The sequence below is a fragment of the Streptomyces sp. HUAS TT7 genome (assembly GCF_051550175.1).
In the GTDB taxonomy this organism is placed as follows: Bacteria; Actinomycetota; Actinomycetes; order Streptomycetales; family Streptomycetaceae; genus Streptomyces.
The window spans coordinates 7,713,383-7,738,399 of record NZ_CP196175.1; the positions used below are offsets into that span (position 1 = coordinate 7,713,383).

General features: G+C 70.4%; 26 protein-coding genes. 12 read left to right on the plus strand and 14 right to left on the minus strand.

The window, feature by feature from the left end; all coding sequences use genetic code 11:
* Positions 1-76: 76 nt before the first annotated feature.
* The gene (locus tag ACSHXC_RS34920) at positions 77-472 is read right to left on the minus strand and encodes an SH3 domain-containing protein (protein WP_438295353.1); all 396 of its coding nucleotides are present in this window, start codon (positions 470-472) and stop codon (positions 77-79) included.
* A gap of 197 nt (positions 473-669) precedes the next feature.
* Between ACSHXC_RS34920 and ACSHXC_RS34925 the strand changes: the two genes are divergently transcribed.
* Together ACSHXC_RS34925 and ACSHXC_RS34930 are read left to right on the plus strand one after the other, a co-directional pair.
* A complete protein-coding gene (locus ACSHXC_RS34925) occupies positions 670-1,347 on the plus strand; it encodes a peptidylprolyl isomerase (protein ID WP_438295354.1) in 678 nt (225 codons plus the stop codon).
* 94 nt (positions 1,348-1,441) lie between these two features.
* Entirely contained in the window at positions 1,442-1,705 is a 264-nt protein-coding gene (locus tag ACSHXC_RS34930; RefSeq protein ID WP_438295355.1) for a DUF6225 family protein, read from the plus strand.
* 174 nt (positions 1,706-1,879) lie between these two features.
* Here the strand turns inward: ACSHXC_RS34930 and ACSHXC_RS34935 are convergent, their stop codons facing one another.
* The 3 genes from ACSHXC_RS34935 to ACSHXC_RS34945 form a co-directional block, all read right to left on the minus strand.
* Complete coding sequence (locus ACSHXC_RS34935) at positions 1,880-2,992, minus strand: alpha/beta hydrolase (RefSeq protein WP_438295356.1); 1,113 nt, start codon at positions 2,990-2,992, stop codon at positions 1,880-1,882.
* Between the two features lie 204 nt (positions 2,993-3,196).
* Positions 3,197-4,153 (minus strand): IS481 family transposase, encoded by a 957-nt coding sequence (locus tag ACSHXC_RS34940; RefSeq protein WP_438294072.1) that lies wholly within the window; start codon positions 4,151-4,153, stop codon positions 3,197-3,199.
* Between the two features lie 104 nt (positions 4,154-4,257).
* On the minus strand, positions 4,258-4,695 hold the full coding sequence (locus ACSHXC_RS34945) for a DUF4345 domain-containing protein (protein ID WP_438295357.1): 438 nt from the start codon (positions 4,693-4,695) through the stop codon (positions 4,258-4,260).
* Between the two features lie 89 nt (positions 4,696-4,784).
* Here ACSHXC_RS34945 and ACSHXC_RS34950 point away from each other — a divergent pair, with 89 nt between their 5' ends.
* On the plus strand, positions 4,785-5,390 hold the full coding sequence (locus tag ACSHXC_RS34950; RefSeq protein WP_438295358.1) for a TetR/AcrR family transcriptional regulator: 606 nt from the start codon (positions 4,785-4,787) through the stop codon (positions 5,388-5,390).
* Between the two features lie 26 nt (positions 5,391-5,416).
* Here the strand turns inward: ACSHXC_RS34950 and ACSHXC_RS34955 are convergent, their stop codons facing one another.
* Complete coding sequence (locus tag ACSHXC_RS34955) at positions 5,417-7,300, minus strand: ABC transporter ATP-binding protein (protein WP_438295359.1); 1,884 nt, start codon at positions 7,298-7,300, stop codon at positions 5,417-5,419.
* Between the two features lie 226 nt (positions 7,301-7,526).
* On the opposite strand from ACSHXC_RS34955, the gene ACSHXC_RS34960 reads away from it, so the two are divergent.
* Entirely contained in the window at positions 7,527-8,426 is a 900-nt protein-coding gene (locus tag ACSHXC_RS34960) for a JmjC domain-containing protein (protein WP_438295360.1), read from the plus strand.
* 111 nt (positions 8,427-8,537) lie between these two features.
* Here ACSHXC_RS34960 and ACSHXC_RS34965 read toward each other — a convergent pair whose 3' ends face one another.
* A complete protein-coding gene (locus ACSHXC_RS34965; protein WP_264197750.1) occupies positions 8,538-8,669 on the minus strand; it encodes a hypothetical protein in 132 nt (43 codons plus the stop codon).
* Between the two features lie 204 nt (positions 8,670-8,873).
* Between ACSHXC_RS34965 and ACSHXC_RS34970 the strand changes: the two genes are divergently transcribed.
* Positions 8,874-11,993, plus strand: coding sequence for a lantibiotic dehydratase (locus ACSHXC_RS34970; RefSeq protein WP_438295361.1), 3,120 nt, complete (start codon positions 8,874-8,876; stop codon positions 11,991-11,993).
* On the plus strand, positions 11,990-13,258 hold the full coding sequence (locus ACSHXC_RS34975) for a lanthionine synthetase C family protein (RefSeq protein WP_438295362.1): 1,269 nt from the start codon (positions 11,990-11,992) through the stop codon (positions 13,256-13,258). The genes ACSHXC_RS34970 and ACSHXC_RS34975 overlap by 4 nt, the downstream gene beginning before the upstream one ends.
* Positions 13,259-13,429: 171 nt before the next feature.
* Here the strand turns inward: ACSHXC_RS34975 and ACSHXC_RS34980 are convergent, their stop codons facing one another.
* Both ACSHXC_RS34980 and ACSHXC_RS34985 read right to left on the minus strand, forming a co-directional pair.
* Positions 13,430-13,729, minus strand: a complete 300-nt coding sequence (locus ACSHXC_RS34980; protein ID WP_438295363.1) for a hypothetical protein — start codon at positions 13,727-13,729, stop codon at positions 13,430-13,432.
* Between the two features lie 162 nt (positions 13,730-13,891).
* Positions 13,892-14,137 (minus strand): chaplin, encoded by a 246-nt coding sequence (locus ACSHXC_RS34985; protein WP_438297007.1) that lies wholly within the window; start codon positions 14,135-14,137, stop codon positions 13,892-13,894.
* Between the two features lie 300 nt (positions 14,138-14,437).
* Between ACSHXC_RS34985 and ACSHXC_RS34990 the strand changes: the two genes are divergently transcribed.
* The 3 genes from ACSHXC_RS34990 to ACSHXC_RS35000 all read left to right on the plus strand — a co-directional run bounded on the left by ACSHXC_RS34990 (position 14,438) and on the right by ACSHXC_RS35000 (position 15,890).
* Positions 14,438-15,073, plus strand: a complete 636-nt coding sequence (locus tag ACSHXC_RS34990; protein ID WP_438295364.1) for a hypothetical protein — start codon at positions 14,438-14,440, stop codon at positions 15,071-15,073.
* Positions 15,070-15,501: a hypothetical protein gene (locus tag ACSHXC_RS34995; protein ID WP_438295365.1), complete on the plus strand. Its 432-nt coding sequence runs from the start codon at positions 15,070-15,072 to the stop codon at positions 15,499-15,501. Before ACSHXC_RS34990 ends, ACSHXC_RS34995 begins: the two co-directional genes overlap by 4 nt.
* Before the next feature lie 101 nt (positions 15,502-15,602).
* Positions 15,603-15,890: a hypothetical protein gene (locus ACSHXC_RS35000; RefSeq protein ID WP_438295366.1), complete on the plus strand. Its 288-nt coding sequence runs from the start codon at positions 15,603-15,605 to the stop codon at positions 15,888-15,890.
* 79 nt (positions 15,891-15,969) lie between these two features.
* Here the strand turns inward: ACSHXC_RS35000 and ACSHXC_RS35005 are convergent, their stop codons facing one another.
* Entirely contained in the window at positions 15,970-16,467 is a 498-nt protein-coding gene (locus ACSHXC_RS35005; RefSeq protein ID WP_438295367.1) for an NUDIX hydrolase, read from the minus strand.
* A gap of 172 nt (positions 16,468-16,639) precedes the next feature.
* Here ACSHXC_RS35005 and ACSHXC_RS35010 point away from each other — a divergent pair, with 172 nt between their 5' ends.
* The 3 genes from ACSHXC_RS35010 (at position 16,640) to ACSHXC_RS35020 (ending at position 19,982) form a co-directional block, all read left to right on the plus strand.
* Entirely contained in the window at positions 16,640-16,984 is a 345-nt protein-coding gene (locus tag ACSHXC_RS35010) for a hypothetical protein (RefSeq protein ID WP_438295368.1), read from the plus strand.
* Positions 16,985-17,319: 335 nt separating this feature from the next.
* The gene (locus ACSHXC_RS35015; protein WP_438295369.1) at positions 17,320-18,795 is read left to right on the plus strand and encodes a condensation domain-containing protein; all 1,476 of its coding nucleotides are present in this window, start codon (positions 17,320-17,322) and stop codon (positions 18,793-18,795) included.
* Between the two features lie 197 nt (positions 18,796-18,992).
* Complete coding sequence (locus ACSHXC_RS35020) at positions 18,993-19,982, plus strand: alpha/beta hydrolase (RefSeq protein ID WP_438295370.1); 990 nt, start codon at positions 18,993-18,995, stop codon at positions 19,980-19,982.
* A gap of 47 nt (positions 19,983-20,029) precedes the next feature.
* Here the strand turns inward: ACSHXC_RS35020 and ACSHXC_RS35025 are convergent, their stop codons facing one another.
* From ACSHXC_RS35025 to ACSHXC_RS35045, 5 genes are all read right to left on the minus strand, one after another.
* Entirely contained in the window at positions 20,030-20,461 is a 432-nt protein-coding gene (locus ACSHXC_RS35025) for a hypothetical protein (RefSeq protein WP_438295371.1), read from the minus strand.
* 43 nt (positions 20,462-20,504) lie between these two features.
* Positions 20,505-20,894 carry a nuclear transport factor 2 family protein gene (locus ACSHXC_RS35030; protein WP_438295372.1) on the minus strand — a complete coding sequence of 130 codons (390 nt, stop codon included), beginning with the start codon at positions 20,892-20,894 and terminating at the stop codon, positions 20,505-20,507.
* A 256-nt stretch (positions 20,895-21,150) separates the two neighbouring features.
* Complete coding sequence (locus ACSHXC_RS35035) at positions 21,151-21,801, minus strand: hypothetical protein (RefSeq protein WP_438295373.1); 651 nt, start codon at positions 21,799-21,801, stop codon at positions 21,151-21,153.
* 91 nt (positions 21,802-21,892) lie between these two features.
* Positions 21,893-23,311 (minus strand): FtsW/RodA/SpoVE family cell cycle protein, encoded by a 1,419-nt coding sequence (locus tag ACSHXC_RS35040; protein ID WP_438297009.1) that lies wholly within the window; start codon positions 23,309-23,311, stop codon positions 21,893-21,895.
* 215 nt (positions 23,312-23,526) lie between these two features.
* Positions 23,527-24,885: a cytochrome P450 gene (locus ACSHXC_RS35045; RefSeq protein WP_438295374.1), complete on the minus strand. Its 1,359-nt coding sequence runs from the start codon at positions 24,883-24,885 to the stop codon at positions 23,527-23,529.
* Positions 24,886-25,017 lie beyond the last annotated feature (132 nt).

Sequence of the window (25,017 nt, forward strand, 5' to 3'; positions counted from 1 at the left end):
GTCCACTGCCGCAGGACCTGAAAGGCGAGGGCGCCAACAGCCGCTTGCCATACGGCTGTTGGCGCCCCGTGTCAGCTCATCTGCAGTACGGCACGCGGCTGAGGTTCTGCACATAGCGTGCCGAGACCCAGCCCTGCTTGCCTGCTCCGAGCTTGTACCAGAGCCTGTTGCCGCCCACGCTCTGGCCGATCTTCTTGCACTCCGGCGCGGTGGCCATGCCGTTGGGCAGCAGGCCGATTCGCTTGGAGGTGGTGCTCGGTTCCTGGCGGATCCACACCCCGCCCTTGGCGACGACCTTGCTCATGGGCTGGGCCGCCGGTGCGGCGGCGGGCGCCTGCTGAGCCGAGCCGCTGACGGGCTGCGGCGTCGGATTCGCCGCCGAAGCACCGCCCGCGCTGAGCAGGATTCCCGATCCTGCGAGTGCCGCCACCGCGCTCGCGGTGACGATCCTGCGCATTCCAGATACGTACACGCTTTGCCCCTTTCATTCCTTTTGCGAATGTTACTCCCCATAAGGCAGTCAAGGGTGGCGACCCGTTCTACTGGGATCGAAGAACTTCCTTAATGTGTAAGTCGGTTGATGTGCCAATAGGAGTTTCCCGTGGTGTCCCGGGGTGGAAGGGATGATGCGGCCATGCCATGCTCATCCCTCCGGAAGGAAGCCCTCCAGTGCTCCGCAGACAAGGCGCGTTGCTTGCCGCCGTCGTTCTGATACCGCTCGCCACGGCAACGCAGGCCGGTGCCGCCACGGGAACGCAGGCCGCCCCGGCACAGCCGGCCGCCGCGTGCACCTACACCCCGGCCGTCCCCGCCGACAACTACAAGGGGATACCGGACTTCGACCCGGTCAAGGCCGCCCGGCCCTTCAACGCCACCCTGCGCACCAGCCAGGGCGTCATCACCTTCAAGGCGCTGACCGACAAGGCTCCGTGCACCACCAACTCCTTCCGCTTCCTTGCCGAGAAGCGCTACTTCAACGGCACCCACTGCCACCGGCTCACCACCGCGCGGCTGTACGTGCTGCAGTGCGGCGACCCGACCGGCACGGGCAGCGGCGGCCCCGGATACTCCTTCCCGGACGAGAACCTCACCGGTGCCACCTATCCGGCGGGCACGGTGGCGATGGCGAATGCCGGGCCGAACACCAACGGCAGCCAGTTCTTCTTCGTCTGGAAGGACACCAAGCTGTCGCCCGCCTACACGCCGTTCGGCCAGGTCACCTCCGGGCTCGACGTCCTGCAGAAGATCGCGGCGGGCGGCGAGGACGACCAGAACGGGCCGGGCGACGGCTACCCCACGCTGCCGGTGAACATCAAACGCGTCGACATCAAGCGGGGCAACCACTGACCGGGGCCCCCGACCAGTAGGCCAAGCGATTGCCGTTGCGTTTTCGCTGGCGAGGGAGCGCGGGGCGCGGCGGGGGCGCGGCTACTCTCCGCCCATGACGGACACCTATGACCACACCCCGCAGGTATGGACCGCAGGCCGCTTGCGGGAAGCTCTCGCCGGCCTGTCCGACGACACCCCCATCCACATCGCCGTCGCGGACGGCCCCGGCGACTTCGAGGGCTACAGCGAGTACGCCCTCGTCGACCTAGAGCCGGTCGAGAAGGACTTCGGCGAGGACTCGGATGCCAGGACCGAAGTCGAGTACACGCTGTTCGCCGACTACAAGGCCGGCCAGTACCACGTCGACCTGGTCTGACCCGCCCCACCGCGTACGGGCCGGGGGCAGGCGGTTTCCTTGCCGCCTGCCCCCGGCCCACCCGTACCCCTCAGGAGCGGAAGTCGCGCTCCCAGCGGCCGTGGTCCGGGCCGGAAATCACGTCGGCGACAGGCGAGTCGGACGTGTGGAGCAGGTGGTTGTTCCCTCGGCGGCTCAGTCGGCGGCGAGGCGGGCGCTCAGCCATTCCAGGGTGGGCGGGATCTCCCGGAGCCAGGTGTTGAAGTTGTGGCCGCCGGAATCGAGCGTGATCGAGGAGACGTGTGCGGGCCGCTTGACCTTCGCGATGAACTTCTGGGTCTCCTTGAGGTTGCTCTCGCCCTGCTTGGACGTGGTGACCAGGAACGACGAGTTGCCCTGGGGCAGATGGTCGAGGCTCCACAGGAGATCGGACCGCTTCTCCTCGTGCTTGTTCCCGTGGAAGAGGTCACCCGAGTCCGAGTCCACCTCGGGCTGGTAGTCCGCGGACAGACCGGCCCCGGCCGCGTACGCCTCCGGGTGCTGCAGGGCGATCTTCAGCGCGCAGTAGCCGCCCGTCGAGTCGCCGATGAACCCCCAGTTCTTCGGCTTCGTGCCGACGCGATACGTACCGGAGATCGCCTTGCGCACGTCGTCGGCGAAGAACGTCTCCGTCTGGGGGCCGCCCGGGATGTCGATGCACTGGGTGTTGCGCGGCGGGGCGACGGTGGGCCGCATCATCACCAGGATCATCGGCTGCGTCTTCTTCTCCTTGGACAGCGTCCACGCCGTCTTCGGGTAGTGCAGCCCCTTGATGAGGTTCTCGGCGGTCCCCGGGAAGCCGGTCAGCACCACGGTGGCGGGGAAGGACTTCTTCTCGTACCCCTTCTGGAAGTACTCCGGCGGCAGATACACATAGGCCGGGGTGACTATCCGGGACTTCGCCCCCTGCACCGTGACCCGCTGCACCTCGCCGCCGATGCTCGGCTTTCCCGCGCCCGGGACGTCGACCTTCTGCTTCCCGTCGACCTTCACACCCGGACTGGCGGCCGCCTTCGCGTCCAGGACCCCCACGCCGTCCTGCCGGCCGAACAGATCGGCCCACGAGTCGTAGAAGAGGAACGACTTGTTGGCCGCGAGACCCACGGAGGAGAAGAGGAGCAGCTGGACCGCGCACATCAGGCCCACCCGCGCGACTACCGGCCGCCACCCCTGCCGCGCCAGCCGGGGCCACAGCCACACGACGACGAGGGACAGGAGCACCGTGCAGAGCACGGCCAATGTCAGAACGGTGGTACTTGTGAGCCCCATGGATCAAGAACACTCTCTGCACGAGATCGTCCTGGACGCGGCGCCCGGCGGCCACCGTCCAGCCGCACCGACTCGGGGGTGCGCACCGAACTAGACCGGTATCCGGCGCGATCCGTTGCCTCGTGATCACCAACCTTTCGGAGGCGTACGGTATGTGCCGAAATTGGTCAGCCGTTCAGGTGTCCGGTCGGCCCGTGCGTGGCCCTAGGTGTATTGACTCGCAGGGTTGTTGACGCGGGTGATGGGCGGGTGTCCGTCGAGTGCGGTGTGGCAGCGGTGGTGGTTGTAGGTGTGGAGGAAGTCTGTCAGGGCCGCTGTCCGCTCGTCGTTTGAGGTGTAGGGCCGCAGGTAGGCCCACTCGTCCAGCAGGGTGCGGTTGAAGCGTTCGACCTTGCCGTTGGTCTGCGGCCGGTAAGCGCGCGTGAGTTTGCCGGTCGCGCCGAGGTCGGTAAGGACGGCTTTCCAGGCCAGGCCCTTGCGGTAGGCCCTCGCATTGTCCGTCAGGACCCGCTCGATGCGGGGGATGCCCTGGCTGTGGAAGAACGCGGCCGCGCGGGTGAGGAAGCCCGCGCAGGTCGCGACCTTCTCGTCAGGGTGGACCTCGCTGTAGGCCAGGCGGGAGTGGTCGTCGACGGCGGAGTGGATGTAGTCGAAGCCCATGGCGGAGCGGGTTGCCCGGCCGGCCTGACGGCCCAGGGTCTTGTGGCCGCCGCCGTCGGGGATCCGGCCGAGTTTCTTGACGTCGACGTGGATCAGCTCGCCTGGGCGGTCGCGTTCGTAGCGGCGGATCACGGTGCCGGTCGGGCGGTCGAGCCAGGAAAGCCGGTTCAGCCGGTGGCGGGTGAGGATCCGGTGCACAGTGGATGCGGGCAGTCCCACGATTGGGCCGATCCGGGCGGGCCCGAGCTTGCGGGTCCGCCGCAGGCCACAGACCCGCTCTTCCAGTGCGGCCGGTGTCCGGTGCGGGGTTGTGGCCGGTCTGCTGGGCCGGTCGGCCAGGCCCGCGTCGCCTTCGGTCTTCCAGCGTCGGACCCATTTGTGGGCTGTGGGCCGGGATATGCCCATCTCGGCCGCCACATGCGCGACAGGACGGCCGGAACGGACACGTTCGACCAGCAGCCGCCTGCCGTGCATGGTCAGGCGGGCATTACGGTGGGACACGAAGACCTCCGTGCGTGGTGTGGAGCCTAGACACCTCCACCACACCGGAGGTCTTCGCCATGATCAAGACCAACCAGCGTTAACAACGCTCGTGATCAATACACCTAGGGCGTAGGGCGGGCCGCGGCGCGGGACGACTCCTCGGCCTTCCAGCGGCGGGTCGCCACTTCCCGTTCGTCGGCGGCCGACAGCCAGAAGTAGAGCGGGGGCAGCGCGAGTTCGATGCCCATCAGGACCAGCTGGAACCAGTTCGGGCGGCCGAGCGCCGCCCATGACAGGAGCCGACCGGCTCCGCCCAGGAAGAAGATCCCGGCGAGCAGGCGTACGACCCTGGACGGGATCGGCGACTGCCGCGCCACCCAGATCCAGGCGAGCCCGTACCCGAGGAAGATCGCGCCGAAGAACCGCATGAGGCTGTCGACGGTCGGTCCCGGCGAGCCCGCGCCGGGCACCAAGTCCATGCCTGTGGCGAGGTGTTCGGCGCCGATCAGCACATCGGCGATGCCCATCGTCCACGAAAGCCACTTGAGGAGCCTGGCCATGGTGTGGTCCCCCTTCGCCTTAGTAGGCACATGTCTACTAAGGCGAGGATAGGTTCGCCAGTAGACACGCGTCAAGTAACCTGGGTGGCATGACCGCGCGCCGCAGGCTGAGCCCCGACGAGCGCCGCAAGGAGTTGCTCGACGTCGGAGCCGACCTGTTCGCGGCGAAGCCCTACGACGACGTGCTCATGGAGGACGTGGCCGAACAGGCCGGAATCTCCAGGGCGTTGCTCTACCGCTACTTCCCCAACAAGAGCGCCCTGTTCGCCGCCATCTACCGGCAGGCGGCCGCCCGGCTGCTCGACGGCACACCGATCGACCCCGCGGAGTCGCTGCTCGAACAGCTCTCCGCCGGGCTCGACGTCCACTTCGACTACTTCGCCGCCAACCGGCACACGGTGCTCGCCGCGAACAGGGTGCTCGCGGGCGACCCGGTGATCCAGGCGATCATCAACGACGAGCTGGCCGAGCTGAGCCGGCGCGTCCTTGACGCGACCGGACTCGAAGGCCCCGCCAGGGACACGGTCTCCGCCGTCCTCATGAGCTGGCTGGTGTTCGTCCGCGCGCTGTGCGTGGACTGGCTGACCAACGAAGCGTTCTCCCGGGCGGAGCTGCACGACATGTCGGTGGGCGCCCTGCTCGGAGCCCTGGGCGCCGTCACCGATGTCGACCGGTTCCTCGGCGCCGGGGGCTGACGGCGCCGACGACCCCGTGGCGCCGGTCAGCCCAGCGCGGGCGCGCCGCCGGGGCGCTCGAACTGTGTGCGGTACAGCTCCTCGTAGCGGCCGCCGAGTTCGAGGAGCTCGTCGTGCGTGCCGCGCTCCGCGATCCGGCCGTCCTCGACGACCAGGATCAGATCGGCGGAGCGCACCGTGGAGAGCCGGTGCGCGATCACCACCGCGGTACGGCCCTCCAGCGCCTCGCCGAGTGCCTCCTGCACCGCGGCCTCGGACGTGTTGTCGAGGTGGGCGGTGGCCTCGTCGAGGATGACCACACGCTGGCGGGCCAGGAGCAGGCGGGCGATCGTCAGACGCTGGCGCTCACCGCCCGAGAGCCGGTAGCCGCGCTCGCCGACCACCGTGTCGAGCCCGTCGGGCAGCGAGGCGACCAGGCCGTCCAGGCGGGCCCGGCGCAGCGCGTCCCACAGGTGCTCCTCGTCGGCGTCCGGGCGGGCGAGCAGCAGATTGGCGCGGACCGACTCGTGGAAGAGATGGCCGTCCTGGGTGACCATGCCGATCGTGTCCCGGATCGAATCGGCGGTCAGATCCCGTACGTCGATGCCGCCGAGCCGCACCGTGCCCTCGTCCGCGTCGTACAGCCGCGGAAGGAGCTGGGCGACCGTCGACTTGCCGGCGCCGGACGACCCGACCAGGGCCACCATCTGGCCCGGCTCGGCCCGGAAGGACACACCGTGCAGCACCTCGGTGCCGCCCCGGGTGTCCAGGCTGGAGACCTCTTCGAGCGAGGCGAGGGAGACCTTGTCGGCGGACGGGTAGCCGAACCGCACGTCGTGGAACTCGACCGACACCGGGCCCGGCGGCACCTCCCGGGCCTCCGGCTTCTGGGCGATGAGCGGCTTCAGGTCGAGCACCTCGAAGACCCGCTCGAAGCTGACCAGCGCGCTCATGACCTCCACGCGTGCCCCGGCCAGCGAGGTGAGCGGCGCATACAGCCGGGTCAGGAGCAGGGCGAGGGAGACGACCGAGCCCGCTTCGAGGGTGCCGCGCAGCGCGTAGTAGCCGCCGAGCCCGTAGACGAGGGCGAGCGCGAGGGCCGACACGAGGGTGAGGGCGGTGATGAACGCGGACTGCGCCATCGCCGTACGCACCCCGATGTCGCGCACCCGGCCGGCCCTCGCGGCGAACTCGGCGGACTCGTCGGCGGGCCGCCCGAACAGCTTGATCAGGGTCGCGCCGGGGGCCGAGAACCGCTCGGTCATCCGGGTGCCCATCGCCGCGTTGTGCTCGGCGGCCTCCCGCTGGAGCCGTGCCATCCGGGTGCCCATGCGGCGCGCGGGCAGCACGAACACGGGCAGCAGAACGAGGGCGAGCAGTGTGATCTGCCAGGAGATGCTCAGCATCACGGCGAGCGTGAGCAGCAGCGTGACCAGGTTGCTGACCACGCCGGACAGCGTGTTGCTGAAGGCCCGCTGCGCGCCGATGACGTCGTTGTTGAGGCGGCTGACGAGCGCGCCGGTGCGGGTCCGCGTGAAGAACGCGACCGGCATCCGCTGCACATGGTCGAAGACGGCCGTGCGCAGATCGAGGATCAGCCCCTCGCCCAGCGTCGCCGACAGCCACCGGCTCACGATGCCGAGCGCCGCCTCGGCGACGGCGATCGCGGCGATGAGGAGCGCGAGCCGGGTGACGGTCCCGCTCTCCTTCCCGCCGACGATCGCGTCCACGACCCGCCCGGCGAGCAGGGGCGTGGCCACCGCGAGCAGCGCCGTGGCGACGCTCAGGACCAGAAAGAGGGCGATCCGCCGCCGGTGCGGGCGGGCGAAGGCGCCGATGCGGCGCAGCGTGGCCCGGTTGAAGGGCCGCTTGTCCTGCTGGGCGGTCATGACGTTGTGGAGCTGCGTCCACGCGGTGGCTTCCATACTCATACGAGGAACGTACGACCTCTACCGCACTTGAGGTCAACGGTTCGCGAGCCTGGGATCGACAGGTGGACGGTACGGGCCGACCCGGGCCGACGGCGGGTCAATGATCTCCCGGGCAGCTTCGTCGGCACCCACGGTGCCCGGCCGTCCAGGGGCGCACCCCCGGGGGCGTCCCGTAGGTTCGGCTCCGGGCGGCGCACCGGACCGCCCGCGTACCTGGGGAGAGACGATGAGCTGGGGAGTGCTTGACCGTTTGGTGGGGGAGCCCGAGCTGTTCCTCGACCGGTGCCGCCACGGCCGCCCGCATGTGTTCAGGCCGCCGAGCCTGCCCCAAGAGGCGCCCCGAACAAGGGAGTTGATGGAGGCGCTGAGCGGCGGCCTGATGCGCACGCCGTACGTCGAGATGGTGCGGGAGGGCGAGGTCGTACCGGCCTCGGAGTTCAGCACCGCCAGAGTCGTCGCCGGCCGGCCCGAGGAGGGCTTCGCCGACCCGGAACGGATCATGCGCCTGCTCGCCGAGGGAGCAACCCTGCTGCTGCCCCAACTCGACCAGTGGAACGCCTCGGTGGGCGCCCTGACCGCCCTGCTCTCCGAGGACCTGGGCCGCACGACCGAGGCGTTCTGCTTCGCCACCATGGCGGGCCGGCGCGGCCTCGACGTGCACCGGGACGACGCCGACGTGCTCGTCGTGCAGCTCGCGGGCCGCAAGGAGTGGACGGTCCACGACGCCCCGGCCGACGGCCACTGGCACCCGGGCCCCGTGCCGCACCCGGGCGAACCAGCCCTGCGCACGGTCATCGGCGCGGGCGACGTCCTGTACGTGCCGCGCGGCGCCCCGCACACCGCGACCGGCAACGAAGGCCTCTCCGTCCACCTCGCCCTCACCATCCGCGAAGCGACCACGAACCGCCTCCGCCAGACGCTCGCCGATCTCTTGACCGAGACGAGCGAGGGCCTCGCGCCCCGGCCTCTGACGGAACTTCAACTCATGGAGTGCGTAAGCGAGTTGATTGAAGCGGCGCGAAAGAGACTGGATGCCGTCACCCCCGAGCAACTGCTCGCGCGGGCACGTGGACAGCTGCCCACGGCGCCGCGCGCCGCACCGGTCGACTGGCCGACGGTCAATTGACCGGAGTCCGGGAACGCCGCGGCTGCGGAGAACCCTGTAGTTCTCCGCAGCCGCCACTGACACACGGTCAGGAAGAGACGCAGTGCCAGAAATAAATGCAGTGTCAGAAACTCAGATGCAGTAAGGGCGGTGGCAGGACCCCTCGCAGGAGATGCTGATGCCCGCGCTGTTCTGGGCCTCGCCCTCGGCCAGCACCTCGCGCACGTCGAGGTCGAACAGGTCCTGAGTCGTCTCGTTGGTCATGAGGAACTCCTCTCGTTTCGGCTGCGGATCTCGCAGCGAACGAATGGACGGTAGGCCGGGGGCGACTGGCCGCGTCAATGACTGTGAACAAAAGGGAAAGGGGTTCTGCATCATCGGGCACATTGGCTGCCCGGCATGGTCACAATTCCTCGAACCTCCGCTAGACAGGGGCGGATTACGGCATTCGTACGGCGAAGGGGAACTGTGGGCGGACAGCGCGCGGCACGACAGGAAAGGCTGTTCACGGCCGCTGAACCGGTACTTCTGCGGGCCCCCGCCCGGCCCGTACCCGAGCATCCCGACACCCCGGCGGGCCCGGCGGAGGCCGATCTCGCCGCCTATGTCGCCGAGGCCGCGGCCGACCCGCTGTTCCGGGAGGCGATCGAGGTGTCCAGCCCCTCGCTGGCCCAGGTCCTCGCCCGGGACACGCCGCCCACCGGGGACGCGCTGCGCCGCGCAGCGACCGCCGTCGGCCGCTACCGGCTGCGCATGACGACCCGGCCGACCCCCTTCGGGCTGCTCGCGGGGGTCGCGCTAGCCCGGTTCGGCGACAGCGCCTCGGTCCGCTGGGGCGACCGGCACCGCACCGCCGTACGCCCCGACCTCGGCTGGCTCGCCTCGGTCGTGGACCGTCTGCACCAGGACCCCGCGGTCCTGCCCGGCCTGCTCCTCGTCGCCGACCAGCAGCACGTCCTCCGCGGCTCGCGCGTGACACTGCCGTACGTTCCCACGAGCTCGGGCGACGTCAGGCGAGAGGTGAGCCTCCGTCATACACCGGCGGTGGCAGAGGCGTTGAGGCTGTCGGCCGAACCCGTCTCCTTCCCCGAATTGATGCGTCGGGTGCGTGCCGCCTTCCCGACCGCACCGGCCGAGGCCGTGACCCGACTCGTCCACACCCTCGCGCTGCGGGGCTTCCTGCACACCGACCTGATGCCGCCCCCGGACGCCGACGATCCGCTCGGCCACGTCATCGCACGCCTGCCCGGTGACTTTCCGCTGCGGGACGAACTCGACGCGATACGTGGTGACTTGCGGCAGTGCGAGGAACTGCCCGCGGGCGGAGAGAGGCTGAAGGCCCTGCGCTCGGTGCGGGAGCGCATGACCGGCGTGTGCCCCGCCGACCACGTACTCCAGGTCGATCTCGCACTGGATGCGGACGTGGTGTTGCCGCCGGAGGTGCGCGAGGAGTTCGAGCGGGCGGCCACCGTCCTGTGGCGCCTCTCGCCGCCGCGCACCGCGCCCGCGCATCTGCGCGCCTACCACCAGGCGTTCGTGGAGCGCTACGGCACCGAGCGCGCAGTGCCCCTCACCGAACTTCTCGATGAGGAAACGGGGTTGGGGCCGCCGCAGGGGTACGAGTACCCGAGGGGCGGCGCGGCCTTGACCCCCTCGGCCGGGTCCGCGGAGGACGACGCGGGGCGCGGCAGGCTGCTCGCCGAGCTGGCGGCCGGGGCGCTCGCCGACCGCGAGCCCGGGCAGCCGATGCCCGAGGTGGTGCTCGACGACGCGCTGCTCGACCGGCTGGCCGGACCGGGTCTGTTGTCGGAAACGGACGGGGAAGGCGCGGCGCACCGTGTCCCCGGTTCGTTCGAGCTCTACGGCGAACTCGTGGGCGATGGCGATGAGTTGAGGGTCGTGCTGTCTCCCGTCGTGGGCAGTGATGTGGCCGGAGCGACCTTCGGCCGGTTCGCCGGGCTCCTCGGCGGGGCCGGGCTCATGTCGGAGGTGGCCGGGGCCGGAGGCGACGGCCCCGTGCCCGTGCATCTGGAGTTCAGCCCGGCGCGGCCCCGGTACGCCAACATCACGCGCACCCCGCGCTGGCTCGGCCACCGCGTCGTCGTCAGCGCGTTCCCGGATGCGGGCGGACCTCAAGTCCTGCCGCTGGGCGACCTGTTGGTCACCGCCGACCTGGAGCGGCTGACGGTGCACTCCCGCAGTCTCGGCCGGCCGGTCGAGGTCAGGGCACATCACGTACTCAACCAGCGCACCGGCGCCCCGAACGCCGCCCGCTTCCTCCACGAGGTGTCGCTGACCGGGCACCGGCCCTGGCAGCCCTGGGACTGGGGCGCGGCCAACGCGCTGCCCGCGCTGCCCCGGGTGCGGTGCGGGCGCACCGTCCTGGCCCCCGCGACATGGCGGCTGGCCGTACCGACGGACGACTTCGACCAGTGGTGCGCCGGGCTGGCGAGCTGGCGGCGGCGCTGGAGTGTGCCGGGCCGGGTCCGGCTCGTCACCGGAGACCAGCGCATCAGCCTCGATCTCCAACTCCCTTGGCATCAAAGGCTGTTGTATGCGCATGCGCGGAGCGCGGAGCACTCGATCCTCCAGGAGGAACCGGCCGCCGGAGCGGACGGCTGGCTGCGCGGGCCCGACGGGTCCCGCACCGCCGAACTCGTCGTCGCCCTGCACGCCGTCCGACAGCCGGACAGCCGACGGCCGGTTCCGCTGCCGAGGCCGGTCCACCGGCCGGAGGGGCGGGCCGTCCTGCCCGGCGGCAACTGGCTCTACGCCCGCCTGGACGCGGCCGAGATCCGCCACGACACCCTCCTCGAAGAGCATCTGCCCCAGTTGCTCGCCGTCCTCCCCGGCCATGTGGACCGCTGGTTCTTCATCCGTTACCGCGACCCCGCACCCCACCTCAGGATCCGCTTCCACGGCGACGAACCGGGGCAGGTCGCGGCGCTGCTGCCCCTCGTTCGCGACTGGGCCGCCGACCTGTGCCGGGTGAACCTCGCGGCCGGGCTGAGCCTGGAGACGTACGACCCGGAACTGGAGCGGTACGGCGGCCCCGAGGCGATGGCAGCCGCCGAGCGCGTCTTCGAGGCGGACAGCCTCGCGGCGCTCGCCGGCATCGGAGCGCTGCGCGGATGCACCGGACCCGAACGCGACCTGCTCGCGGCCGTCAACTCGGCGGACCTGGCACGGCACTTGCTCGACGGCGCGGGCGGACCTCCGCCCGGCGTCTGGTTCCCGGCCGCCTTCGCCAAGTCCGAACGCGACCACCGCGCCTTCCGCGACCACCGCGCCGCCGTCCTGGGCGCGATCGGCCCGGACGGCCCCGCACCGGACGCGGCCCACCCGGCCCTGCGACAGGTGTGGAAGGAGCGTGCCGCCCGCTTGGCCGAGTACGGGCAGCTCCTCGCCGACCTGTACGCGCGCGACCCGGACCGGCGCCCGCCCGCCTCCGTCGCCGCCAGCCTGATCCACATGAGTCACAACCGGCTCATCGGCATCGACCCCGAAGCCGAACGCCGCGCCCACGCCCTGGCCAGAGGCGCCTTCGAAGCGCACGGCGCCCGAGCACGAGCCCAGGAGTCCAGATGAGGGAAAGTCTCTCCAGGGAGCGCGCCCGCGAGGTGCTCGATTCCGTGGCCGCCCGGCTCCGTACACCGGAGGCACTCCGGCCGGCCCGGGTCGACTCGCTCGCCGTCGGGCATCCGGGCATCGCCCTGCTCTTCACCACGCTGGCGGCGGACGGGGACGCCGAGGCCCGCTCGGTCGCCCACGCCCACCTCGCCGCCGCGATCCGGCCTCCGGGCGGGCTGCGCGCCTCCGGGCTGTTCGGCGGGACGGCGGCCGTCGCCTTCGCCGCCCGCGTCGCCGCGACCGGCCCCGACGCCTATCGCTCGCTCCTCGACACGGTCACCCCGCGCGTGGCCGAAGCGGCTGTGGAGCGGGCGCGTGCCCTGCGTGCGGGACGGGCCGCGGGCACGGGTGCGCTGTCACACCTGTACGACGCCGTGTCCGGCGCATCGGGCCTGGCCAGGCTGCTCCTTGCCCTCGACCCGCACGGCCCCGCACTGCGCGAGTGCCTGGAGGCCCTGGTCGACCTCGCCGAACCGGCCGTGACCCCGCACGGGACCCTTCCCGGCTGGTGGACGGCGGACGGCCCCGGAGCCCGAGGGCCGAACCCGGACTTCCCGCGCGGCCACCTCAACCTGGGCCTGGCGCACGGGATTCCGGGCCCGCTCGCGGTGCTTGCCCTCGCGCATGAGCAGGGCGTACGCGTGCGGGGCCACGCGGAGGCGATCGGCAGGTTCGCCGGGTGGCTGGCCGGTCGGGTGCACGAGGACGGATGCGGACCGTACTGGCCGCTGACCGTACGCGCCGAGGACGAGCTCGGCGGCGGCCGGCCCCCGAACCCGCCGACGCGGGCCGCCTGGTGCTACGGAACCCCGGGCGTCGCCCGCGCCCTGTTCCTGGCAGGACGCGCGCTGGTCGACAAGGAGTGGCAGGAGCTGGCCGGGCGTTCGATGCGCGCGGTCCTTGCGCGGCCCGTCGACACGCGGGCACTGGAGGGGCCGGGCCTGTGCCACGGCACCGGCGGGCTGTTGCAGATCGTGGCGCGGATGGCGTACGACATGGATGACGCGGAGTTGGCCGCTCAACTGCCGCTGTTGGCAGGTGAGTTGGTGGACGGGATGGAGGGGATGGAGGCGGTGGGCGACTTCGGCTTCCTCGAAGGGGAGGCGGGAGCGGCGCTTGCCCTCCATACGTATGTGGAGGGCGACCGGTCGGTGAAGGGTGGCCCGTCGCATCCTTCGGACCCTCGACTCATCGCCTGGGACGGGGCGTTACTCCTCGGGTAGCGGGTGTGGGGTCTGCGGGAGGGGAGCCAGACCCTGACAGCGGGGTGCTGCCAGGGCAACCGGCTTCTGACCTGTGGGAAGGGCGCTAGTTGTACGGGGTCTCGCAAAACTCGTGGGTGCCGTCCGGCCGCGGGCCCGCCCCGGCAGGCGTCGCAGGGCCGTCGAGGGTGCTCAGTGGTCGTCCCAGTGGCCGTCGTGGTCGGCATGACGGTGGCCGTCGTGGATGTAGTCGACATGGTCCCCGTGCGGTACGGCTACGTGTCCGCAACCCACATCGTGGCGGTGACTGTGGTTCTCGTGCACCGTGTGGGCGGTCGGCTCGCACTCGTCGGTGTGGCCGTCGTGGTCCCGGTGGAGATGTCCGTCGTGCACATAGTCGACATGGTCGGCATGGGGCACGGCCACATGGCCGCAGCCGGTGCCGTGCTCATGGGTGTGCTCGGCGTGCTCGGTGTGGGTGGCAGTCGACATGACGTGGCAGTCCTTTTCACTCGGATCCTCGCTGTCCCCCCTCGCGAGGGCGAGTCTGCTCCGGGTGGGGCGCGGATGCACGTCTGACGCGGGTCACGTCGGCGAATCGCCCCGGAAGCGCGGTGCGGTTCCGGGGCGAAACCGCTTGGCGGGCCCGGCGGATCAGTGGTTCGTGCAGCTGTTGTTGGAAGCCGGGTTGAGCAGCCCGATGACGTCGATGCTGTTGCCACACACGTTCACCGGGACGTGGATGGGGATCTGGATGACATCGCCGGACAGGACGCCGGGGGAGTTGTTGGCCTGACCGACGATCGGCGGCGGCTCGTTGGCGGCTGCGGCCCCTGCCGTGCCCATTACGGCCGTGGCGGCCAGGGCGGTTGCTGCGAGTGCGATACGAATACGCACGATTTCCTCCTACAGGTGAGGGGGTTCTCTCTGGCAGCGTCTCCGCGCTCGGGCCCCTGGGAAAGCCGCGTGGTCCGTTGGAGTGAATCCGCGATCACGAGGGTGGGTCTGTGGGCGCTCGGGATCAGGGCGCCCGTGGGCTGGACCGTGGCACCGCGGCGGCCCCGGCCCGGCTGTCCCACGGTCGGGCTGCCCGTACCGCAGGACGCTCGTCCGGTGCCGCGTTTATCCGGCCGCGTCGCGCCTACTCGCAGGGGGACAGCCCGGAGTGCGGGGCGTCCATCGACGGGAAGGCAGCAGCCCATGTCCAGTGGTGTCGTCATCATCCTGACAGCGGTGGCGGTGATCGTTGTCGTGGCGGTGGTTCTCGGCATGTTCGTCGCGCGCCGGGGCGGCCACGGCCTGCGCCGGCGCTTCGGGCCCGAGTACGAGCGGACCGTGGCCGAGCACAACGGCGATGTGAAGGCCGCCGAGAAGGACCTGGACGAGCGGGTCCGCCGGTACGGCGACCTGAAGGTCCTGCCTCCGACGGCCGAGGCGCGCGGCCGGTACTCGGCCGAATGGGCCCGGGTCCAGGAGGAGTTCGTCGACTCGCCGACGCGCGCGGTCTCCGACGCCGAGGCGTTGCTCGGCCGCCTCGCACAGGAGCGCGGCTTCCCCGACGGCTCGCCCGAGGAGCAGTTGGCCGCCCTCTCCGTCCACCACCCCCAGCACGTCGACGGCTACCGCCGGATCCGGGGTGTGGCCGAGGGTGCCGACGGGCGTCGTGCCAGCACGGAAGAGCTGCGCGAGACCCTCGTACAGGCCCATGAGTTCTTCGTGGTGCTGTGCGGGGAACGCCGTGGGCAAAGGGCCGGGCGCCCGGCGGGCCGCGGTGGCCGGCACGCGTCCCGGGGCGGCATGCGACACCACGACATCGCCCGAGGGAGCCAGTCATGACCCAGGCCGAGGGGCCCCGCCCCGATCAGCCGGTGTCAGAACACTCCGTACCCGATCCGTCCATGCCCGATCGGTCCGTGCCCGAGCAGCGTGGTTCTGAGCAGCAGGGTTCTGATCAGGTGGTACGGGAGGCCGCGCCCAGTGCTTCCGCGGAGGCCGACACCGTGCTGCCGTCGGAGGAGCGGGACAAGCTCCAGCTCAGGATCCAGCACACGGTCGGCGGCTTCGTCGACGAGCCCCGTTCCGCGGTCGAGGAGGCCGCCTCGGCGGTAGACGTGCTGGCCGAGCGGATCACGGAGACCCTCGGCCGGCGTCGTGGCAAGCTGCGGGCGTCCTGGCAGGACGCGTCCGGCGGCGCTGCCACGGAAGACCTGCGCCTGGCCCTGTGTGAGTACCGCAGGCTCGCGGAGCGCCTGCTGAGCCTATGAATCCCGACGCACTCCCGGTCCCCGCCGGTACACCGAAACAGTGGTACGCGCCCAGACGGGCCCTATCCGGTCAACCCACCTGTAAATACAAGGAGTTGGACATGTCCAGGCGCTATAGCGGTAATCCCTCGGCGACCGGCATCCTCATCATCGCGGACATCACGGCACTGATACTGATCCTCTGGATCGCCTTCTTCCTGGTCAACGCCAACACGGCGAACGACGTCGTCTCGTGGGTCCGGAACGCGGCGGACTGGCTCTCGGGCTGGTCGCGCGACATGTTCACCATCAAGTCCGACACGTGGCGCACGGTGGTCAACTACGGTCTGCCCGCGGCGGTCTACCTGCTGATCGGCCACGCGGTGGCAGGCCGGGTCAACCGTTCCTGACCGGCTGACCGGCTGACCGGCTGACGAGCCGGCGGAACGACGTGAACAGGGCGGTCCGACTCCTGGCCCATGCCCAGGGCTAGCCCATGCCCATGGCGAGATAGCGGTCGTAGGCGTCCCGGCTGTCCGAGACGAACGTCCAGCTCGCCATGGCCGTCCTCAATTCGTCGCTGGACAGCCAGCCGTGCCAGGCGACTTCGGACGCGTCCGGTGCGACGTCCTCCTTTTCCACGACGGTCTCGTACACCGAGAACCAGTAGGGGCTGAGCTCGCCGTCGCACAGGAACTTGAACAGCGGGCGCACCTCGGCCTCCACGCCCAGCTCTTCACGGAGCTCGCGGCGCGCCGCGTCCTCGTAGGGCTCGCCCACACCCACGGCTCCGGCCACCAGCCAGCTGTACTCGCCCGGGAACCGTGAACTGTTCTCGGGACGCCGGTGCACCAGATAGCGGCCGCTCGCATCGCGGCACAGCACCATGGCCATCCGGTACAGCCATCCCTGCCGTACGGCCTCGCCCCGCTCGACCACGCCGATGACGCGGTCCTGCTCGTCCACACGCTCTACCCGTTCACCCATGGGTAGATACTCCATGATCGGCTCCGAGCCATATGGGGCGCCCCCACATGTGGACGCCGGTGGTGCTCACTCTTTCGGCCAGGCCGGGCTGGCTCTCCAAACAAGGGTGTCGAAGAGTGGATCAGTGCATCGAGGGGGGCATCTGTGCCGTCGACCTGCTGAGGAGCGCTTCATGCGCCGTCGTGCCACCATCGCCGCGATCGCCCTGTGCGGCGCTCTCGCCGTGAGTTCCGCAGCCCCGGCATTCGCCGCCCACATGCCTGTTGTGTCCTCGCCGGGGCCGGCTGACGAGGCGACGGACCGCCGGCCCGGTGACGATCCCAAGGACGACATCAAGACCGAGCTGGCAGAGGTGAAGAAGAAGCTCGATCAGCTCGTCGCGGCTGCGAAGCGCGACGCGCAGAAGGAGGCGGCGGATACGAAGAAGGAAGCCGCGAAGGACGTCGCCGATGCCAAGAAGGAGGCGGCGGAGCCGCTGAAGGGCATTGCCTCCCTGGTCAAGGACACCAGGCGGTAGGCCAAGCCGTCGTCCGGGGCGTGATGGCGCGCAGGTCGGCGCATGCGACTCGATGGGGTGGTTCTGCGTGCCCGGGGCGCTCGTCCCCCGTTGGTCACCGCATGACCGTATTTGCTGAGCTGCGGTGCGCGGCCCCCGCTCTCCGTCCGAGGGCGCCGCGAACGGGAGTCTTGATGCGGGGCGTTGGGGCGGACGTACACAGGCGGAGGCCACTCGACTTCGTCGATCCGCCGTGCCCCATAAGGGGTTTGGCCACGTGGGCTCGGGAGGGGCCTCCAGCTCCTTCGGCCTGCTGCCCGCCCGTGTTCCCCGACAGCGTGTGAATGGAAGACTGCGTGCGAATTACCGACATTCACGGCTGCGAAGTCCGTCCCGGACGGCTGGTCGAGTGGAGTCTGGACCCCGTCATGGTCGAAGCGGCGACCAGCCAGCCCGATGACGCCAGGCCTCCCGCCTATGTGCAGGAATCACACATCCGGACGGCCCGGTCGGTGCGCCGGGACGGCCTGTTCGTGCCGACCTGGCTGGGTGCCGCGTTCGACATCCCGGGGCCCGTCGACCTCGATGTCCTCGAAGAGGCACTGCGAACCTGGACGCTCCGGCACGAGACGCTGCGCAGCGGCTTCCGCTGGGTCGGCGACGAGATGCGCAGGTTCACCGCGACGCCCGACGTCGTGGCACTGAGGCGCGAAGTCGTGGGCGACTTCAGCGACGGGCAGAAGCTGAGCCGCCACCTCCAGGACCGTTTCGATGTGGCGGCGGACGCGCTGGGCTGGCCGAACTTCCTGTACACGGCAGTGGTCAGGGACGAGTCGACCAGCGTCTACATGGCTTTCGACCACAGCAACGTCGACGCGTACTCGATCCAGCGCATCCCTTCCGAGGTCCACGAGCTCTACGTGGCGCGGGCCGAAGGGCGCGGCCAGGAGGCAGCCCCGGCCGGCAGCTATGTCGACTTCTGCGAGATCGAGCGGGCCAGCGCGGACCAGGTCGACGACACCCACGCGATCATCGCGCGGTGGCGGGAGTTCATCAGCCGCTGCGACGGCAGGCTGCCCGCCTTCCCGGTGGACCTCGGCCTCGAACCCGGCGGCAGGCTGCCCGAGCAGAAGCTCCTGTACGAGATGCTCGTGGACGACGCGGACGCCGCCGCCTTCTCGGCGTACTGCCGGCCGTTCGGCGGCGGGCAGGTCGGCATCCTGGCGGCCACCGGCCTCATCGTGCACGACATCGGCGGCGAACCCGTCTACCGCACTGTGGTGCCGCTCCACACCCGGGCCAAGTCGCGGTGGGCGGACTCCGTGGGGTGGTACGTCGGCGGTGCGCCGATCGAGGTTCCGGTCGCGCAGGCGCTGGGCTTCGACGACGCGCTGACGATGGTCCATGCCGCGCTGCGGGCCAACAAGTCCCTGGCCCACCTGCCGATCGCCCGCGTGCTCCGGCTGCTCGGCTCGGACTTCCGCCCCACGTCCCCCGACCTCTACTCGATCGTGTCGTTCGTCGACGCGCGGGACATCCCGGGGGCCCGCCAGTGGGACGAGCAGAAGGCGTACGCCATGCTCCGGGTGTCCTACGGCGACCAGGTGTGCGCGTGGTTCACCCGCCTGCACGGTGGGCTCCAACTGGCCGTCCGCTACCCGGACACGGCGATCGCGTACAAGAACATCCATCGCTATGTGGAGCAGCTCCGGGAACTCATCACCTCGGTCGCTCGCAACGCTCCGACGCGGCCCGCGCCCCCGAGGCCGCGAGGCGAGCACGCGCTTCCGGCACCCAGGCTGAGGCGCGACGCAACCCGCCTGCCGCTCTGACCCCCGCGAGAGCTTCGACGGCGTATCCACCTGCGGCAGGGCGCTCCACGGGTTCAGCCCACACGTGGTGAACCCACATGTGGGCCTGGAGCGCCTCTCGCGCCGGGTGGGGTGCGGCTGGTAAACCGTTGGAGCCGTCGGTCGCCGGACGGCTCGGTGCTTCCAAGAGAGCCTGGGGCTCACACAAAGGGGTCGGGATGCGTCGCGTACCGGTCATCACAGTTGTCGTCACGGTTCTGCTCGCCCTGCTGACCAGCGCCTTCACGGTGGGCACGGGCAGTGCCCGGGAACGGTCCGTACGCGCCGACGACGGAGCGCGGGTCGTCGCCGAACAGCGCGTCGGTCCCCGCCTGCTGGACCTCACCATCGACTCCCCGGCCCTGGGCACGACCGCCCACGTACGGCTGCTCACCCCGGACGGCTGGTCGCCCGGGAGACACTACTGGCCGGCGCTGTGGCTGCTGCACGGCTGCTGCGGGGGCTACGCCGACTGGACGAAGTACACCGACGTGGCCCAACTCACGGCACTTCGGCGGGTGTTGGTCGTGATGCCGGAAGCCGGCGCCGCGGGGTGGTACAGCAACTGGTGGAACTACGGCAAGGGCGGCGCGCCCCGCTGGGAGACCTTCCACCTCACCGAGGTCAGGCAGATCCTCGAACGTGGCTACGGCGCGGGCGGCCGGCGCGTCGCCGCAGGCCTTTCGATGGGGGGATTGGGCGCGCTGTTGTATGTCGCTCGCCACCCGGGGTTCTTCCGGGCAGCCGCGTCGTACAGCGGCACCGTGCACCCGCTGCTCCAGGTGCCCGGCGGGTTCGGCCCCGACTGGTTCCTGAACCTCGACCGGCAGCTGGGCGTCGACCCGTACGCGATCTGGGGTGATCCGGTACGCCAGCGGGCGGTGTGGGCCGAGCACGACCCCACCGTGCGGGCGAGTTCACTGCGCGGGCTGCCCGTCTTCCTGTCCTGCGGGAACGGGAAGCCCGGCGGACCGTACGATCCGCCGGGCACCAAGGACCCGAACGAGGGCTACTTCGAGCAGCAGAACCGGGCTCTTGCCGACCGGCTGCGCGCCCTCGGCAGCCCGGCCGTCACCGACTTCTACGGACCCGGCATCCATGAATGGCCGTACTGGCAAAGGGAGTTGCACCGCTCCCTGCCGATGCTGCTGGCCGCGCTGGGTGCCTGACGCCGACACATGGGCGGAGTTCGACGGTGTGGCCATGTGGTGGCGGCCTACCAGAAGAACCAGCCCGGTGTGGCGACGTAGTCCTGGGGGGTGTAGTCGCACGCACCTTCCGTGAACGGTGTGGCCGACAGCTGTGTGGCCAGCGCCTCCCCATGGGCGTCCACCCCGTCAGCCGCGACGAGGAGGGCGACCACGACGACGAGCCACACCAGGGGAAGCGCAGGCCGGTGGGAGTCCTTCGACTGCATCATGATCGCGCCGACCAGAGCAGACACCCCCGCTGCCGTCACCAGCGCGAGGGCCGTGAGTGTCAGATGGTCGAGGGCGGATGAGGCATGGCACAGGAGATAGCGGTGCCCGGAGGTGAACCTCGGAACACGTTCGGCGAGGGCTGCGGCACACAGCGCCCACCCGATCGCCACCACGTGCCCGGCCTTCAACTTCCTTATGAGGCCCGGTGGTGCGGTGCTGACGTTCATGATTCCCCCGAGGACGTCCGGGCCAAGCCGATGTGCCTTCTGCCTAGTTGAAGAAGGCGCTCATGCCGTCCACGTCGGACAGGTAGCTGTCGATCGCGGCGATCCTGCCGTCGCGGATGGTCAGCACGGTCGCCAGGTGCTCGTCGAGCTTGCGGCCGTCCGGCGTCTCCGCGGTGTTGTGCAGGGACAGGGTGACGCCGTTCTGGCCGGTCAGGATGTGGAGCAGCTCGGTGTTGAGGCCCCGGCCGACGATCTCCTGGAGCCGGTTGATGGCCGCGTCGACGCCGTGGATCGTGCCGGAGATGGTTCCGGTGCCGGGCATGCTCCAGGCCAGGTCGGGGGCCAGGACCGTGCGCATGGCTTCCCAGTCGTGCGCGCCGAACGCGCCGAGGAATCGTTCGGCCACCGTCACATCTGCTCTGTTGCTCGCCATCTCGTCGCACACTCCTGGGTCTTGGGCCGCCGGACTCAGGTGATCGTCCGGCAGCCGCGGGCATTGTTCTGCCCCGACGATAAAGGGTCCGACCTGCGGCCATGCGCCCGGAGGCCGGTGGGCTGACTACCGGGATGCCGCACAGCACGAAGAGGGCGAGAACGACCAGGACGATCACCGTCCGGGCGAGCGGGCCGAGCCGGCTGCCGCATCCGCGCGGGCGGTCCGGTGACTTTGCTCCGCCGGTGTCGAACGGCTACTGCTTCGCGGTGCAGATCACGTCGTAGGGGCGGCCGATCGCCATGGTCAACCGCATCGGCTCGGTGGTGCCGGCCGGGCACTGCGAGGTCTCCTTCGTGAGGTCGAGCACCTTGTACGTGTCCGAACCCCCGGAGGCGCAGGGGACTTCCTTCGCCGTGGACGTGACGCAGTCACCCTTGACCAGCTGGCCGCCGCCGGCGCCCGCGTCCCCGGGATGGTCGGCGGACAGGTTGCGTCCGCACACCGTCTTGGAGGGGATGCCGCCGCCCTTGCTCTTCGAAGAGCCGTAGCTGACGCTCACCTGGATGATCAGATCCGTACCGGCCGGGCACTGAATGGAGTCCGGCATGAAACTGGCCGGCTGGATGTCGAGGGCCTTGAAGGTCGCGCCCGAATCGCCGCAGCCGAACGCCTTGTAGCCGTTCGGCTTGTCATCGGGGTCGGGGCCGCCGCAGTCACCCACCTTCCACTCACCGCTGTCGTGGGAGCCGGACGAGGACGACGAGGACTTTCCCTTGTGGTCCCCGAAGAGCTTGGACGCGCCGAACCCGAGACCCAGGATCACCACGAGAACCACCAGGGCGGGGAGACATCCCCCTTTCCTGCGGCGCTGGTTGGGCGGGAGCGTGCTGCCCGGGTCGACCATGGTATTTCCCCTCCTGGGACTGGCGGATGACGTGACCACAGACGTGGACGCGGCATGGACACCTCATGGTTCCGGCCGCTCGTGGGGCGGCTCATCCCACCCCCGCGACCGCTCCGCGCGCACCGGGATTCGAGCGGCCGGACGCGACGTTGCTGCTGGAAGCCGGTTCGTGACGGCGCCGCGCGCTGTCGCTGATGCGGATCAACAGGGCCACCATCAGCCAGTTGGCCACCATCGAGGAGCCGCCCTTCGCGAGGAACGGCAGCGCCTTTCCGGTGAGGGGGATCAGCCCCATGACACCACCCGTCACCACGAACACCTGGAGTACCAGGGCGCCGGCCATGCCGGTGGCGAGCAGTTTGCCGAACGGGTCGCGGGCCAGCAGCCCGATGTGGAGGCCGCGCTGGGCGAGCAGCCCGTACAGGAGCAGGACGGCCATCACCCCGGCCAGGCCCAGCTCTTCGCCGACGGTGGTGAGGATGAAGTCGCTGTTCCCGGCGAAGCCGACGAGCTCCGGGTGCCCCTGGCCGAGGCCCGTCCCGGTGATGCCGCCGCTGCCGAAGCTGAAGAGGGCCTGCCCCAACTGGTTGGAGAGTCCCGCCTTCCGGCCCTCGGGCGTGAAGGCGTCCATCGGGTTCAGCCAGGCTTCGACCCGGCCGTGCACGTGCGGCTCCAGCGAACCGACCACCGCCGCCCCGACCACCGCCATCAGCAGACCGCACACCACCCAGCTGGTCCGCTCGGTAGCCATGTACAGCATGATCACGAACAGGCCGAAGAAGATCAGGGACGTACCGAGGTCGCGCTCGAAGATCAGCACCAGGAGGCTGAGCACCCAGATCGCCGCGATCGGCCCGAGCTGGCGGCCGGGTGGCAGCCGCATGCCGAGGAGGCGGCGGCCGGACAGGGCCAGCGCGTCGCGGTTGACCGTGAGGTAGCCCGCGAAGAACACCGCAATCATGATCTTCACAAACTCGCCGGGCTGCACGGACAGCGGCCCCAGCATGATCCACCGCTTGGCGCCGAACTGGTCGGCGCTGGAGAACGCGGGAGCCATCAGGAGCACCAGGGCGACGGCCATCATCAGGTAGAGGTAGCGCTGGAGCCGGCGGTGATCACGCAGAACCACCAGAAGGCCGACACAGACCGCCACGCCGATGGCCGTCCACACCAGCTGTCCGCTGCCCGCCTGGGCGATCTTCAGGCGGGGTTCGGCCGCGTACGTGACGTCCAGGCGGTGCAGCAGGACCAGGCCGAGCCCGGTGAGCAGCAGGGCGAGCGGCAGGAGCAGCGGATCGGCCCGCGCCGCCCAGCGCCGTACGGCCAGGTGCGGGACCAGCGCGAGCAGGAAGACGGCGACGGCGAACCCGGTGAATCCCGCGGGCAGCCGGCCCTGCATCGACAGGCCGGTGCAGGCATGGCCGCCGAGCGTGATCACGACGACGAAGCCGAGCAGCCAGGCTTCGGTACGCCGCCTGTTCGGCGCCTGGGCCAGCGCCGCGAACGACATCGTGTGCCCGAAAGCGTCCTCCTCGGACGCGCCGGACCGTGACCGGGACGCGTTGGTCGGTCCCCGCACGCGCACCACCTCCACCCGGAGAGCCGCAGGCCCGGGGATCCTCGCGCCGCCGCCGCTCGCGACGATCACGCGCTGGAGGACGGCAGGATGCGGGAGGCGGTTCCGGTTCCGGTTCGCGGCCGGGCCGGCCGGTGGGCTGGTGGGGGTCAGCCTTCCTCGGACGTGCTCCGAGGCCGGCAGGTCATGATCAGCCGGCCGGGGCCGAGGGTGCCGCGGACCTGGACCGTCATGGTGCTGCCGGGGTCGGGGTGCAGGCTCCAGCGGGTGCAGACCGTGGCCAGGGCCAGCGTCATCTCGATGAGGGCGAACTGGTCGCCGATGCATTTGCGGTTGCCGCCGCCGAACGAGACGAAGGTGCCCCGGGGCAGGCTGTCGGTGTTCTGGCCGATCCAGCGGTCGGGGTCGAAGCGGTCGGGGTCGGGGAACAGCTCGGGACGGTGCTGGAGGAGGTAGGCGCTGTACAGGAGAGCCGTCCCCTTGGGGAGGTGGCTTCCGGCGAGGGTGGTGTCGGTGGTGGTGACGCGGGTGAAGAACCAGCCCGCCGGATACATGCGCAGAACCTCGTTGATGACGCGCCGGGTGTAGGCCAGGCCGTCGAGGTCCTTCGTGGTGGCCGTACGGCCGGCCAGGGTCCGGTCGACCTCGGCGTGCACCTGCGCCTCGGCCTCCGGGTGCCGGCTGAGCAGCCACAGGGCGAACGCCAGGCTGTTGGCGGTGGTTTCGAACCCGGCGCCGATCATCACCATGAGCTGATCGCGGATGTCCACGTCGGTCATCGGCTCGCCGGTGTCGTCGTTGCGCGCGGCCAGCAGCATGGAGACCAGGTCGTCGCCGCCCGGGGAGGCCCGACGCTCGGCGATGATGCCGTCGATGGCGCGGTGCAGCCGGTCGCGGGCGCTGCGGTAGCGGCGGTTGGCGGGGGTGGGCAGCCGGTAGAGCGGGCCCAGCGGCAGCATGACGCGCTGGTAGGTGCCGTCGATCACGGTGTGCAGACTCTGCTGGACCTCGGCGACGGCCTCGTCCTGCGCTTCGGCGCCGAGCACGCTGCGGGTGACGATGCGCAGGGTCAGGGTGGTCAGCGCGTCGGTGACGTCCAGGCGCCGGCCGGGCCGCCAGCGAGAGGTCATGCGGTCGACCTCCTCGCCCATCACCACGGCGTACTTCTCGATCCGGTCGCTCTGGAAGGCGGGCTGCATCTGGCGGCGCTGCCATCGGTGCTCCTGCCAGCCCGCCATGGGCAGACTGCTGCCGAAGAGCACGCGCGCCTTGTCGAAGAACGGGCCGCCCTTGTCGAACGTGCGGGAGTCGGCCAGCATGCGATGGGCCGCGTCCGGTTCGCAGACGACGTACGCCGGCCAGGGGCCCATTCCGATGCGTACGAGGTCTCCGTGTGCGGGGAGCGAGGACAGGAACTCCAGCGGACGTGAATGGAGTTGCCATGCGTGGCCGAGCAGCGGCCAGCCGCCCGGGGCCTTTCCCGTACGCGAGGGAATCGTCGTGCTCACGGTGGGGCACCTCCGCAAGGAATCCGCCGACGGGGGCTCGAATCGTCCCCGGATCCCGAATATCCTCCCCACCCACGCGGCGCGAAACCCGGCGTGAAGCATCGTGGACGGCGCGACCATGCGCGCCCGCGC

Coding starts and splice junctions, on each gene's coding strand:
- ACSHXC_RS34935 (WP_438295356.1), bottom strand. CDS start 2,992: ATGGGGCTCACAAGTACCACCGTTCTGACATTGGCCGTGCTCTGCACG.
- ACSHXC_RS34995 (WP_438295365.1), top strand. CDS start 15,070: ATGACCCAGGCCGAGGGGCCCCGCCCCGATCAGCCGGTGTCAGAACAC.
- ACSHXC_RS35000 (WP_438295366.1), top strand. CDS start 15,603: ATGTCCAGGCGCTATAGCGGTAATCCCTCGGCGACCGGCATCCTCATC.
- ACSHXC_RS34930 (WP_438295355.1), top strand. CDS start 1,442: ATGACGGACACCTATGACCACACCCCGCAGGTATGGACCGCAGGCCGC.
- ACSHXC_RS35020 (WP_438295370.1), top strand. CDS start 18,993: ATGCGTCGCGTACCGGTCATCACAGTTGTCGTCACGGTTCTGCTCGCC.
- ACSHXC_RS34960 (WP_438295360.1), top strand. CDS start 7,527: ATGAGCTGGGGAGTGCTTGACCGTTTGGTGGGGGAGCCCGAGCTGTTC.
- ACSHXC_RS34980 (WP_438295363.1), bottom strand. CDS start 13,729: ATGTCGACTGCCACCCACACCGAGCACGCCGAGCACACCCATGAGCAC.
- ACSHXC_RS35025 (WP_438295371.1), bottom strand. CDS start 20,461: ATGAACGTCAGCACCGCACCACCGGGCCTCATAAGGAAGTTGAAGGCC.
- ACSHXC_RS34975 (WP_438295362.1), top strand. CDS start 11,990: ATGAGGGAAAGTCTCTCCAGGGAGCGCGCCCGCGAGGTGCTCGATTCC.
- ACSHXC_RS34955 (WP_438295359.1), bottom strand. CDS start 7,300: ATGAGTATGGAAGCCACCGCGTGGACGCAGCTCCACAACGTCATGACC.
- ACSHXC_RS34965 (WP_264197750.1), bottom strand. CDS start 8,669: ATGACCAACGAGACGACTCAGGACCTGTTCGACCTCGACGTGCGCGAG.
- ACSHXC_RS35005 (WP_438295367.1), bottom strand. CDS start 16,467: ATGGGTGAACGGGTAGAGCGTGTGGACGAGCAGGACCGCGTCATCGGC.
- ACSHXC_RS34945 (WP_438295357.1), bottom strand. CDS start 4,695: ATGGCCAGGCTCCTCAAGTGGCTTTCGTGGACGATGGGCATCGCCGAT.
- ACSHXC_RS35040 (WP_438297009.1), bottom strand. CDS start 23,311: ATGTCGTTCGCGGCGCTGGCCCAGGCGCCGAACAGGCGGCGTACCGAA.
- ACSHXC_RS34990 (WP_438295364.1), top strand. CDS start 14,438: ATGTCCAGTGGTGTCGTCATCATCCTGACAGCGGTGGCGGTGATCGTT.
- ACSHXC_RS35035 (WP_438295373.1), bottom strand. CDS start 21,801: ATGGTCGACCCGGGCAGCACGCTCCCGCCCAACCAGCGCCGCAGGAAA.
- ACSHXC_RS35030 (WP_438295372.1), bottom strand. CDS start 20,894: ATGGCGAGCAACAGAGCAGATGTGACGGTGGCCGAACGATTCCTCGGC.
- ACSHXC_RS35010 (WP_438295368.1), top strand. CDS start 16,640: ATGCGCCGTCGTGCCACCATCGCCGCGATCGCCCTGTGCGGCGCTCTC.
- ACSHXC_RS34950 (WP_438295358.1), top strand. CDS start 4,785: ATGACCGCGCGCCGCAGGCTGAGCCCCGACGAGCGCCGCAAGGAGTTG.